This is a genomic window from Sphingobacterium suaedae (assembly GCF_042684625.1).
GTDB classification, from domain to species: Bacteria; Bacteroidota; Bacteroidia; order Sphingobacteriales; family Sphingobacteriaceae; genus Sphingobacterium; species Sphingobacterium suaedae.
In genome coordinates this window covers 45,149-57,999 of the sequence record NZ_JBHULR010000008.1, presented here as the reverse complement: position 1 = coordinate 57,999, position 12,851 = coordinate 45,149, and the positions used below count along the sequence as shown (strand labels likewise).

Genomic DNA, 12,851 nt, shown 5'->3' with positions numbered 1-12,851 from the left:
TTTAGCACGCAATTATGAAAAGTAAATTTTTAAAAATAACAATATGCACGGGATTGTTGACAAGTTTGAGTATGCTGGGCTGCGATCGCTCTTTTGAGGAAATTAATTCCGATCCTGATGCGTTGGTGGCTGTGCCGCCAACCAATATGTTGGCTAACGTTTTACGTAATACCGGTGAGTCATTCGGAGGTGATGTCGATGGTTATGGAACGTTTGCAGGATATATCGTTAAAATACAATATTTAGATTATATGGGAGGGCTAGTGCCAACGAATAATACTTACGGTAACCGTTGGGCTGCATGTTATTACAATAATACACAGATCAAGGATATGTTAGAAACAACCGAAAGTCGGGCCGAGGCATATGCTAATGTACGGATGGTAGGACGAATCTGGCAGAATTACATGTGGTCTTACCTAACGGATGGTTGGCGAGATGTTCCGTATACAGAGGCGTTGAAAGGATCTGTAGATGAAGGAAGCATATTAAAAGCGAAGTACGATAAGCAAGAGGATATTTATCCTGCGATCCTTGCTAACCTTAAATCATTAGCTGATGAAATGGCATCTGGGTTTGGAAACGATGATGTTGGAGAGGGGGATTTTATTTACGCGGGCGACATGGTGAAGTGGCAGAAATTCTGTAATTCGCTACGATTACGACTTGCTATCCGTATTTCGGGCGTTGCTTCTGATTTAGCGAAGTCGACGATTGAGGAAATTACTGGAAATCCTGCCAAATATCCTGTTCTGGAGTCTAATGCAGAAAATTGTTACTTAACCTACCCCGGAGCAGCACCATATTTCGAACCTTGGTACAATAATGGGTATGTAGGAAAACGGGTGGACAATTTCGGTATGTCCGATATTTTTATCGATCACCTAAAGAGCATGGAAGATCCGCGCCTTGCCAAGGTTGCCAATAAAGCGAATGATGGCGAGTATCGTGGTTACCAAAATGGAGCGGCTTCGGCACCATCGAATCTAGCAAGTATTTCGTTTATCGGCGATAAGTATATGAAAGATCCTGTTGGTTTCACACCTTTTTACAAATCTTGCGAGACGTTCTACATCCTGGCAGAAGCGGCTATGCTCGGTTATAATGTTGGGATGAGTGCTGAAGACGCATATGAGAAAGCGGTTCGCTTATCAATGGAGGATAATCAAATCGGAACTGCGGCAGTAGATGCTTACTTAGCCGGCAAAGGCGAGTGGGATAACACAAAAGAACGTATTTGGTGGGATATGTGGGTGGCCTTATTTAAAGAAAATTTTGAAGCGTGGAATTTATACCGCAGAACAGGTATTCCATCGACAAATTATCCGTCACTCAATTCCATTTATGGAGATGCCCACAACGATCAACCGTTCCGGTTGCCGTATCCAAATAATGAATATCTGTATAATGTAGATAATGTGAATCAGGCATTAACAGGTGTAGAAGATTATGTGTGGGGAACCCAAATGTGGTGGGATCAGCGTACTGGAGTTTATTAGAGTAAAAATCTAAACCATTATCCGTCTTTCCTAGTGTGCTAAGGGGCAACTAAGAAAAATTGATGGAGTTTTAGATTATCGTATGATATCATAAAAATATCGAAGTACAGGGCTTATGACTATAAAAACTCATAAGCCCTATTTATGATCGGTGATATAAAATGTGTTGCAGAATGGTAGGAAACAATAATACTAATAGCGATTTCCGGAATAAATAACTGAAGAAAAGTTAGATTAGATGTGCAAATGAGTTACTATGTTAAATACGATTCTATCAGATCGAACAAGAATGTATTACAGAAGTGGGATCGCTGTTGGGAAGTAAGATGGCTTAACGCCAGGTATGATAAAAGCTCTTGATCCCCACAAACATGATCACTAAACCTGCATGTTGATCGAAACCGGCACAGTAGAAATATTGTTTGATTTTACGCATTTAAGAATGTTCGCAGAAATACCGTTTGTCTCCTCTCCAGGACAGGTTCATCAAGGCCTTAATACTTTAATATGCAATTGGTTATTGTCTTTCTTTTGAGAGCCGCCATATAACTGAAGCCGCTCAGGTAAGTTTAAAAATCCTTCGAAGAAACTATCTTAACTGCGCTCCACATTGCTGAACGCAAATGGTTTAGATCAATCTTAGATTCAATGGTAAGACTTCAAGAACTGAAGGCTATCCAATGTGCTTACCAGTATATGTAAATAGTGAAGCTTTGACCATCCAAAATCTATGTAATTCCCGGGTCAAATAATATTAACCTACGCTTATTTTTACAAAAAGGAAATCAAAACCAGACGGGACAGTTTTCCAAAAAGAAGAGCGCACATCGGGGAGACGGCACTCTTCAATAATTAACTAAACAATATCGTATCTTATATTTTCGCAGGAACGAGCGTAACCTTTTTTACGTCCTCGGGTATCACGTACCTACCTTGTGCATCTTGCCGGGTGCCTCTTAATTTATAACCTGTTGTGGTCTGTATGTTCAATAAGACATTGGGGACGAAGGATGCTTTGGTGAATTGGATTACAATCTCTTTGGATGCCGTATCATAGGTTATGGATTCCATTTCGCCTGCATCCGTCGTGAGCCATAGTTTCTCTGCTGCAAGGAATAGCCGAGATCTGCCGGCTGTAGTCAGATCCACATGGATTTTCGTTTGATCTTCACGTAAACGACCGCTAAAAGCGAGCCAGCCGAACTCAGGATGTTGGATAATGTACGAGCCGGAATTCACCGCGTAACCGTAGAATCCACTACCATAGTCTCCGGATATACCGTCGTTCGCAAGAGTTGATGGATAAGAGTGAAAAGCACCTGGCGCAAATCCGTCTTGAGTAACATTAGCGAGGGCTCCCATCATACCGGCATGGCCGACACGCAAAAGGTAAAAATCGTCAGGATTATCTCGATATTCACTCAGGAGTGGAATTGCATTAAGTGCAGAACCATAGTGGTGTAGCTGTCGTTCAATACGGGCTAGTTTGCCTCCATACACGAAATCCCAATAACGCCTCGCACTGCCATTATAGCCCCAGTGCGGAACCGTTGGTGCGTAAGCTAAAATGGCGTTTAATGTTACTTGCGCTTTTTCGTCGAATCCAAAATAGCGAGACCAAACATACACTTCTTCCTGACCTGTAGAATCCCACGGCATTTCGCTTCCAAAAGGGTAGTTTAATGTTTTCCAGTGCAGTGCACGTGCTTTCATCGCTTGCTCCAATTTGGAAGCAGCCTCCGTTAGCCCTTCCCGCTGGAGATCTTTTAATATGAGAAGGAAAACACTTCCCTCCATCTGTCCAAACTGTGCGTAATGTGGTGCTTTGTCAACCATTGCTATGGCCGTTTGGTAAGCTCGGTCTAAGTATGTTTGCCAAGATTCTTCCGAAACCAGCTGGTTATAATTCCTTGATAGACGATACAACACCCAGTGTGCGGCAGCAACATGGGGGTAATTGTACGAACGGCCAATATTATCGGCTTCTTTCTTTGGCCAAGCTGCCCAAGTTTTATAATTGATTGAATCGCTATATGTACCTTTGGGCATGGAATCTGGCTCATAGTAAAAGAGGCTCTTAACAACACCAAATTTATCCTTACCATCTTTATGCTGTATTCTGCCAAAAAGTGTTTCATTTGCGAACCGTTTGAGTTTCTCAATTTCTTCCGGATCTGGCACAAGCAATTGTTTCATAATTGCAGCAAGCCAACTTGCAGCTCCCGCTTCGTCACTTAAGCCCGCGAACCACGCGTTTTGATGCTGGGTGACAGGTGTCTTCGTCTCGTAATCGTATGTGATAACGGACGGTGAACGACCGAAGGGATCGTTTGGATTTTCGTACCACTGCGCTGTTGTCAGAAAGTGTCCTAGGTCCTTTACAACTTGTTGTTCAGGTTTAATTATTTTGTATTGAATAGTCTGTATCAGTCCATCTTCATACGTGATTTCTAGTCTGGAACGCCCCCATTTAAGACCTGTAACCGAGTAGCTCATCCATTTTTTCTGTGTTTTTTTCAGTGGCTCGACGGTTAATGAGCCTGTCGGAAAAACTTGTATGCTCTTTATATTTTTAGGATATTTTAAGAACAACTTCGCTGGATTATCCAAGGGCACCAAGTAACCGGGCGCCCCAATTGCTACAGGTCGTTGCTGACGAATCAGTTCGTCTTCAACTTGTTTGATGCTCGGGGAGAGGACAAAGCGGATCGCGAAGCTTTTTGATTCACCGCCTTTTAAAAGGGTTGAGGTTGGCGAGTTCCATTGTTCTACACCTTTCCATTTAGTGTCTGCATACGCTTTGCTGTGAATGACCCACTCGTGAAATCCTTCAAAGGTGATGCTGCGTGGTGTCGGGTCATTATTCAACGGATTGTAAGCTTCAAATGCAGCATTTTCCTGCGGTAATACAAGGAGGCTAGGACCTTTACCATGCAAACGGTTAACCTGTAAATAACCGGCATCTTTTCCGATATATGGATCGAAAAATACATTGTCAGCGTGAGCGCTGTCTAGACTTTTCCAATCCATATTATTATTGAAAATCATGGGAATTCCTAAAGCGCCGATTTCGTAGGTTTCTTTAGTCGGATTTTTAATAGTAAAACGTAAGGTGAGTGATCCCTCTACATCTTCCCAGTACCGAAAGACCTGAAGGGGAATATTATCCAGTGTTGGACTGATATCAGCAGCGGCAAGCGTTTTTCCTTTTGTTTTTATTGGTGTAACTGGTCGGCGTGCCGCGGCCGACGAATATTCGTTCCACTTGGAGGAGCCAACCGTCCGGATCGAGAGGTTAATGTCGCCAAGATGGTAAAATTTATCTTTGTCACGCTTGTTTAACAGTTCGTCAGGCGTGTAGTCAAAGAGCAAATCGTCCGTTAGTTTAAGCGAAGCGGCTGTTTGGGAAGATTTTAATACGGTCAGTCGTAACTTAGATACGTGAAAGCTATCACTTCCTCGGTCAACATGTAAAGTAGACGGCCGGTTCTTTATTTTTTCCCAAAAGGGGTTTTGTGCATTCAGCGTCGGGACAACTGTTACGTTTGCCAGCAATGAGGTAATGAAAAGTTTTAAAGCAAAGGATACATTCATTTTTGTCGTTGTCTTAAAAGTTATTCCGATATATTTACCTGTTAAAAAAGCTTTTTAGGTTTAATTGTTACAAATCTAGCCAGTCCTTTTCTTTTTTTTTGTTCGAATATTGGCCTGACCTATGCAAAATTTAACCTTATAAAGCACAATGGTACATTTTACAGAACGATATTAGCGGACTAGGTAGTCTGCAAAAAATCTTATTGAATATTAACCAAGTACAATCTTATTTTCACCATAATGCTGATAGACCCTTGTTAATATTGAGTTAATATCGTAATTTTCATGCATACTAATCAGGAGTGCAAACGCGACTTGTTAACAATTTAATATTGTTCTATTATGAAAATGATTCAATTTAATGTCCCAGCTCCCAAAGATAAGTCGGTCTATGTACAAGAAGATAGATTGACGGATTTTTACCCCTATTTTCATAAACACGAAGAGTATCAATTTATGTGGATTGTAAAAGGAGAAGGCACACTGTTTCTTGCCGACAGCTTCCACCCGTTCCAGACAGGAGATATTTTTCTGTTAGGTCCGAACCAACCACACGTATTTAAGAAAAACGCGAATACTGTCGATCAGATGGAGGTAGAATGTGTCTCTATCTTTTTTAATTTAAAAGGCTCGTTGTCCAGTTTATTCCACATGCCTGAATTGGCTGGTATTTTAGAGTTTATCGTCCACAATAGCAACGGGTTTCGGGTTCCGCATGCGTATACCAGCCGTATCAGGAGGAGAATAGCATTATTGAAAAAAGCAAATATGATGGACCAGCTGATGAGTTTCATTTTTTTGCTAAAAGAGCTTAGTCTTGTATCGACCGAACTCAAACCGTTGTCTGTAACTACAGTTTTTAACAAAGACGATGGCTTCCTGCGTATAAATGAGGTTTGCCGATATATCAAGGATAATTTTCGCAGAAACGTGACGCTCGAAGAAGCAGCTGACCATGCGAACTTAACTCCCCAAGCGTTTTGTCGATATTTTAAAAAACATACCGGATTGACGTTTGTAAGTTATCTGAATGAACTGCGGATACAGGAGGCCTGCAAGTTGATTACTTCGCAACGTTACGAAAGCATGGGACTGGTAGCTTATAATTCTGGGTTCAATAGTATCACGAATTTTAACCGCGTATTCCGTTCGGTTACTGGTTTTTCTCCCAAAGAATACTTCAGCAGATATAAAAATAACGTGTAGTTTGTATATCTGTTAAAATGCGGTGAGTTTTGATTAAATCTCGACTAGCAATTCCCTTTCAGAGGCCATAGTTTTGAAGAAAACAATTGATATTTATGGCTAAATTAAACTGGAACGGAATTTTTCCTGCGATGTTGACGCCGTTTCACGAGAACGGTACATTGAATTTCGAAATGTTGTCTGTCAACATTGAAGCCCAGCTTGAAGCGGGGATACATGGACTGATCTTGGCTGGATCGTTAGGCGAGGCTAGTGTACTGACGACAGAAGAGAAATTTGAGCTTTTAACATACACGTTGAAAGTTGTAAACGGCCGTGTGCCGGTGCTTTTGAATCTGACTGAAAATACCACGGATGCGGCTGTCGAATTCGCTAAAAAAGCAGAGGAGCTCGGCGCGGACGGGTTAATGGTACTACCACCGATGCGTTACAAAGGGGATGACCGGGAGGTCGTAAGTTATTTCCGCACAATCGCACAGAGTACAGCACTACCTATTTTGGTTTACAATAATCCGGTCGACTATGCAACGTATATTTCGTTGGATATGTTTGAAGAATTATTGCAAGAGCCAACGATCCAAGCGGTCAAAGAATCTACGCGTGACTTAACAAATATTACGAGACTTCGTAACCGTTTTGGTGATAGACTGAAAATATTGGGCGGAGTGGATACGATTTTCCTTGAATCTATTTTACTTGGGGCGGACGGCGTTGTTGGCGGTCTAGTGGACGGTTTTCCCAAAGAGACCTATGCGATTTATGACCTGGCAAAGAAAGGAAAGATTGACGAGGCGCTCAAAATTTACCGCTGGTTCATGCCGCTTCTGGAACTTGATATACACCCTAAGCTTGTTCAGTATATTAAGTTGGCAGCGAGTAAAGTCGGCTTAAGTACACCGTTCACCAGAGCACCTCGTCTAGAATTGGTGGGTGAGGAAAAAGAACGGATAAATAAAATAATTGATGATGCATTGGCATCTAGACCTACACTTTAATTTTTAAACGAATGGAAATGTCGAATGAACAAATCCATGACATCGCATCGGCCGCTTGGAACGGCTATCAATACTTACAAAAGCTAACAGTAAGGGAACGGGCCGATTTGATGTATGCTATAGCTGAAGAGATAGAAGCTTTGGATGAGGAATTGATAAACGCAGCTCATCGGGAGACGGCTTTACCGTTAGCTCGGCTGCAAGGAGAGAAGGGGCGTACTGTTCACCAATGGCGGAGTTACGCAGACGCTTTAAGAACCGGCGTCTATGCGGATGTGCGTATTGATACAGGTGATGGAGCAGCGAAATCCGATATTCGGAAGTATAACAAGGGACTAGGACCAGTAGCGGTTTTTGGAGCGAGCAACTTCCCTTTTGCTTTCTCTACAGCTGGCGGAGATACCGCAAGTGCAATCGCTGCGGGTTGCTCCGTAGTTTATAAAGAACATCCTGCGCATCCTGAAACTTCCCGAATAATGGAACATGCCATAAAACGGGGTGTGGCAAAATTTGGAGCCCCAGATACGGTTTTTGATTGCGTCAAAGGATCTTCTAACAGTGTGGGAGAAACATTGGTTTTAAACCCTCTTATAAAAGCGGTGGCTTTTACAGGCTCCTTCCGCGGAGGAAAAGCCCTGTTCGATCTTGGAGCTTCGCGATCAGAACCTGTTCCGGTGTTTGCCGAAATGGGAAGTGTAAATCCGATACTGGCACTTCCTGATTACCTCAATCAGCATGGCGAAACATTAGCCGCACAATATGTCGCTTCCCTTACCCTTGGCGTTGGTCAGTTTTGTACTAACCCGGGGTTGTTCATCGCTGTAAAAGGATCAGCGTTGACCCTGCTTAAAGAGGGCTTAAAGAAAGCGATCAGCGAGATCGGAGAATCAAGCATGCTACACGCGGGGATTTGCAAAGCCTTTCAGGAGAACAAAACAATACTTTCAAAACAGCCCGACGTAGAATTGTTGGGAAAAGGGGTAAATACCCAAGAAGATAAGGCGGGAGCGGCGATATACCTCACTTCAGGAGCTGCGTTTTTGGCGAACCAACATCTACGTGAGGAAGTTTTCGGACCCGTAGGGTTAGTGGTGGAATGTTCGGATACAGATGAAGTATACGCCGTTCTGGCTTCTGTACCGGGACAACTTACCATTACATTTGCAGCCACGGTGGTGGATATACAGCAGAACTCTTCTCTGCTCACCTTGGCACAGGAAAAGTGTGGACGTTTGTTGTTCGGAGGCATGCCTACTGGTGTTGAAGTGGTGTACGCTATGCAGCATGGAGGGCCTTTCCCGGCGACGACTGATAGCCGGTTTACGTCTGTGGGACCGGATGCGGTGAAACGGTTTTTGCGACCTGTCAGTTTTCAAAACTGGCCGAATCAGCTTCTTCCCCAGGAATTACAGGATGACAATCCGTTAAAGATTGCTCGTATAGTGAACACTGTTTATACACCCGAATAGTAGGTTAAATAAATGAAGAAAACATTTTTTTGTATTGATTCGCACACCTGCGGCTGCCCTGTTCGGCTAGTCGCGGGTGGAACGCCAACCCTTGCCGGGCAATCGATGATGGAGCGCAGATTGCATTTTATGGCTGAATACGATTGGATACGAAAGGGACTGATGTTTGAACCACGCGGACACGACATGATGAGTGGAAGCATGCTTTATCCGCCCGTCGATCCTCAAAATGATATGGGTGTACTCTACATCGAGACCAGCGGCTGTTTGCCCATGTGTGGTCATGGAACCATAGGCACGGTTACCATCGCCATAGAAGAAGGCCTGATTATCCCTAAAGTTCCTGGGAAACTAAGATTAGAAACACCCGCAGGTTTGGTTTTAATTGATTACAAGCAGGTTGGTCAAAAAGTGGAGACCGTCAAATTGACAAATGTCCGGTCTTTTTTGTATAAAGAAGACCTATTGGTCGATTGTCCGGATCTGGGGGAATTACGGGTAGATGTAGCGTATGGTGGGAATTTTTATGGTATTATCGACCCACAGGCTAATTTTAAAGATATTGATCATTTCTCTGCTAGCCAGTTGATCCACTATGGAAAAATTGTTCGTCGGCTGTTGAACGAAAAGTATGAGTTTGTGCATCCCGAGGATAGTAACATCCATGGGCTGTCCCACATCCAATGGACAGGCAAACCGACGAAATCGAACTCTTCCGGCCGAAATGCAGTATTGGTGGGCGAAAATGCATTAGACCGGTCCCCTTGTGGTACAGGGACATCTGCGCGGATGGCACAATGGTTTGCTAAGGGGAAATTGCAGCCCGGGGATTCGTTTGTACACGAAAGTTACATCGGGTCACAATTCATTGGAAGAATCGAAGAGACCACGACTGTCGCCGGGTTAGCGGCTATCATTCCTTCGGTAGAAGGATGGGCCCGTATAACAGGATATAATACCATCATTATTGATGATGATGATCCCTATAAAGAAGGATTTCAAGTAATGTAAAGACATATAATCAACAACGTAAAAAGACGTGAAAATAAATAAGGGTACTGTAATAGTTATTGGCGCCGGAATAGCGGGACTATCTTCCGCTTATTACTTGGTTCAGCAGGGGTGGAAAGTCGTTGTGTTGGAAAAAAATACACTGGCAGATAATTGTTCGTATGGAAATGCGGGGATGATTGTGCCGAGCCATTTTACTCCATTGGCGGCTCCGGGCATCGTTGCCCAAGGAGTACGATGGATGTTTGATCGCAAGAGCCCCTTTTATGTACGTCCCAATCTCAGCTGGAATCTGGTTGACTGGGGGCTTAAATTTCTGAAGCATGCCAACAAACAGCATGTAGAACGCAGTGCCGCGGCCATACGAGACCTGAACGTGCACAGCAGTAGTCTATACGATGAACTTGCTGCGCAAGAAGGTTTCGATTTTGAGCTTGAACAAACGGGGATTCTGATGTACTACAAGACCAAGGAAGTAGAACATGAAGAGAGGGAACTTGCTAAAAGAGCACAGGACCTACAATTGGAGGTGGATATTTTAGACGCACAGCAAGCGCAAGCGCTTGAGCCAGCACTGCGGCTAGATGTGCTTGGCGCGGCCTTTTATAAATGCGATGGCAAGTTATATCCTCAAAAGCTCATGCAACAGCTGATTGCATATCTTACGGCGAACGGAGTGGAATTTCACGAAGGGACTGAAGTTAAGCGTTTTGTGCGTTCAGGTAACCGTATCAAGGAATTGGTTACCTCCAAAGGACACTTTGTCGGGGATGAGATTGTCGTAACGGGAGGGGCATATCTACCGCAATTAACGTCTAAAATAGGCGTAAAAACACCGCTGATGCCTGGTAAAGGCTATTCATTTATGTACTCGTCTAATGCGGAACATACAATGAGACATGCCGCCCTTTTACTGGAAGCACGTGTGGCAGTAACCCCCATGAATGGACAAATTCGCTTTAGCGGTACTATGGAGCTTGGATCGGCTAATGACACCATATATACAAGTCGTGTACAAGGGATTGTCGAATCTATTCCGAAGTATTTTCCAGATCTTCAGGTGCCCTATCCCGAGGATAAGATATGGTTTGGCTATCGACCTTGTCCGCCTGATGGATTACCGTATCTCGGCCGACTTACCGAGTTTTCCAATGTAACAGTCGCAGCTGGGGGCGGAATGATGGGATTGAGTCTCGGGCCTGCATTCGGAAAGGCCGTCGCCGACCTACTGAACGGTGAAAAACCAGCTACCGATATAAGCTTGTTTAATCCGGAACGATTTAACTAACCCTAACCACCTAAAGACATGATGAAAAGACTCCGCTTACTGACCAGAAAAACAGTGATCTGCTTTTCGTTGCTCTGCTCGTATCATATGACTATAGCACAAGACTCGGGTATGTTCGATCATACCACACCAATTGAACCGTTGATTGTCCAATATGGACACGATGTGCAGGCCATAAATTATTTTTACGGCCCCATGCCTAAAGGTTGGGGAACGCAATCCGCTGCAGCCTCCCCGGAACAGATGCAAAGACTGTTGCAACTAGATGAGGAGTATCTGAAGAAACTTGCTGATTTTCCTTTTAAAGCCTTGAATACGAATGGACAGGTTGATTATATCCTATTAAAGCGGAAGGTGCAACGCGATATCCGCGACTGGAAAATGAAACAGGAAATATACAAGCGCCTAGAATCCAACGTGCCGTTCGCAAATGAAATATTCACGCTCGAGCAATGGCGGCGGAGAGGGAAGAATTTAGATGGGCAGCAAGTCGCTCGTTTGTTGGACGAAGCAGCGGACAAATTGGATAAAGCTCAGGGGCTGTTGCAAAATAATAAAACGATCCCGTATCAAGATGTAGACTTTTTAAAGGGGCTGATTGCTTCATTAAAGCTTCGTTTGACCAGCACCTATGACTTTTACAATGAGTATGAGCCTACTTTTACTTGGTGGGTGCCTTCGGCTTACAAACGCTTGATGGAAAAGATGGATAACTATTCAGCGGCGTTGGAATCGAAAAGTGATTGGAAAGTTTTTGAAGATGGAAGCCAGATTGGGGGGACACCGATCGGTAGGCAAGAATTGGATAGCCAGCTGAAGGATGAAATGATTGCGTACACGGCGGACGATTTACTACGATTGGCAGATCAGGAGTTTGCGTGGTGCGAAGCGGAGCTTCTTAAAGCTTCACAGGAAATGGGATTCGGCCAAGACTGGAAAGCCGCACAGGAGAAAGTCAAGAATTCTTATGTTCCTGTAGGCGAACAACCAGAATTGATCCTTAGGCTTTATAACGACGCACAGGACTTCATTAAACAGCAGCAATTGATGGACATTCCAGCGTTAGCTGACGAAACGTGGGGCATGATTATGATGACCGAGGAAAGACAGTTGGTGAACCCATTCTTTACGGGGGGACGGGAAATAAGCATATCGTATCCCACCCAAGGAATGACCAACGAGCAAAAACGTATGAGTATGCGTGGGAACAATCCTTATTTCTCCAGAGGGACGGTTCAGCACGAACTTAACCCGGGACATCATCTCCAATATTTTATGAACCGTCGGCACAAACCTTATCGAGAGCGTGCGTTCAATACCCCATTTTGGACCGAAGGCTGGACACTCTATTGGGAACTGCTTTTATACAGCAAGGGATTTGCTAAGACACCAGAAGAACGGATCGGTATGTTGTTCTGGCGCATGCATCGTTGCGCGCGGATAACATTTAGCATAAAGTTTCACTTGGGGGAATGGACACCCCAACAATGTATCGACTACTTGGTTGACCGGGTAGGGTTTGAACGTGCAAATGCGCATGGCGAAGTGAAGCGCTCGTTCGAAGGCGGATACAGCCCACTGTATCAGCTTGCTTATTTGGTCGGCGGGCTACAATTAATGCGTATCAAGCATGAGTTGGTGGACTCCGGAAAGATGAGCTACCCAGCGTTTCACGAGAAGGTCATTAAAGAAAACTATATGCCCATGGAAATGTTACGGGCCGTCATGACGGAACAGCAATTAACCCCGGATTACCAGACCGCGTGGGAGTTTTATACGTTTAAATAAC

The 12,851-nt window shown here is 44.0% G+C and carries 8 protein-coding genes; 7 read left to right on the top strand and 1 reads right to left on the bottom strand.

Translation table 11 applies throughout. The features are described from left to right. The first annotated feature begins 14 nt into the window (after positions 1-14). A complete protein-coding gene (locus ACFSR5_RS15410; protein ID WP_380905353.1) occupies positions 15-1,499 on the top strand; it encodes a SusD/RagB family nutrient-binding outer membrane lipoprotein in 1,485 nt (494 codons plus the stop codon). An 873-nt stretch (positions 1,500-2,372) separates the two neighbouring features. Here ACFSR5_RS15410 and ACFSR5_RS15405 read toward each other — a convergent pair. Then, on the bottom strand, positions 2,373-5,093 hold the full coding sequence (locus ACFSR5_RS15405; protein ID WP_380905352.1) for a DUF5695 domain-containing protein: 2,721 nt from the start codon (positions 5,091-5,093) through the stop codon (positions 2,373-2,375). 342 nt (positions 5,094-5,435) lie between these two features. Between ACFSR5_RS15405 and ACFSR5_RS15400 the strand changes: the two genes are divergently transcribed. The 6 genes from ACFSR5_RS15400 to ACFSR5_RS15375 all read left to right on the top strand — a co-directional run bounded on the left by ACFSR5_RS15400 (position 5,436) and on the right by ACFSR5_RS15375 (position 12,850). Next, a complete protein-coding gene (locus tag ACFSR5_RS15400) occupies positions 5,436-6,299 on the top strand; it encodes an AraC family transcriptional regulator (protein WP_380905351.1) in 864 nt (287 codons plus the stop codon). Positions 6,300-6,394: 95 nt separating this feature from the next. Next, positions 6,395-7,294 (top strand): dihydrodipicolinate synthase family protein, encoded by a 900-nt coding sequence (locus tag ACFSR5_RS15395; RefSeq protein ID WP_380905350.1) that lies wholly within the window; start codon positions 6,395-6,397, stop codon positions 7,292-7,294. Positions 7,295-7,305: 11 nt separating this feature from the next. Next, positions 7,306-8,763 (top strand): aldehyde dehydrogenase (NADP(+)), encoded by a 1,458-nt coding sequence (locus ACFSR5_RS15390; protein ID WP_380905349.1) that lies wholly within the window; start codon positions 7,306-7,308, stop codon positions 8,761-8,763. 12 nt (positions 8,764-8,775) lie between these two features. Further along, on the top strand, positions 8,776-9,774 hold the full coding sequence (locus tag ACFSR5_RS15385) for a 4-hydroxyproline epimerase (RefSeq protein WP_380905348.1): 999 nt from the start codon (positions 8,776-8,778) through the stop codon (positions 9,772-9,774). Positions 9,775-9,802: 28 nt separating this feature from the next. Next, a complete protein-coding gene (locus ACFSR5_RS15380) occupies positions 9,803-11,062 on the top strand; it encodes an NAD(P)/FAD-dependent oxidoreductase (RefSeq protein WP_380905347.1) in 1,260 nt (419 codons plus the stop codon). Between the two features lie 18 nt (positions 11,063-11,080). Then, entirely contained in the window at positions 11,081-12,850 is a 1,770-nt protein-coding gene (locus ACFSR5_RS15375) for a DUF885 family protein (RefSeq protein ID WP_380905346.1), read from the top strand. Position 12,851: the final 1 nt, after the last annotated feature.

Excerpts from the sequence above, each read along its gene's own strand:
- ACFSR5_RS15405 (WP_380905352.1), bottom strand. The coding sequence starts at position 5,093 with ATGAATGTATCCTTTGCTTTAAAACTTTTCATTACCTCATTGCTGGCA.
- ACFSR5_RS15390 (WP_380905349.1), top strand. The coding sequence starts at position 7,306 with ATGGAAATGTCGAATGAACAAATCCATGACATCGCATCGGCCGCTTGG.
- ACFSR5_RS15400 (WP_380905351.1), top strand. The coding sequence starts at position 5,436 with ATGAAAATGATTCAATTTAATGTCCCAGCTCCCAAAGATAAGTCGGTC.
- ACFSR5_RS15375 (WP_380905346.1), top strand. The coding sequence starts at position 11,081 with ATGATGAAAAGACTCCGCTTACTGACCAGAAAAACAGTGATCTGCTTT.
- ACFSR5_RS15385 (WP_380905348.1), top strand. The coding sequence starts at position 8,776 with ATGAAGAAAACATTTTTTTGTATTGATTCGCACACCTGCGGCTGCCCT.
- ACFSR5_RS15410 (WP_380905353.1), top strand. The coding sequence starts at position 15 with ATGAAAAGTAAATTTTTAAAAATAACAATATGCACGGGATTGTTGACA.
- ACFSR5_RS15395 (WP_380905350.1), top strand. The coding sequence starts at position 6,395 with ATGGCTAAATTAAACTGGAACGGAATTTTTCCTGCGATGTTGACGCCG.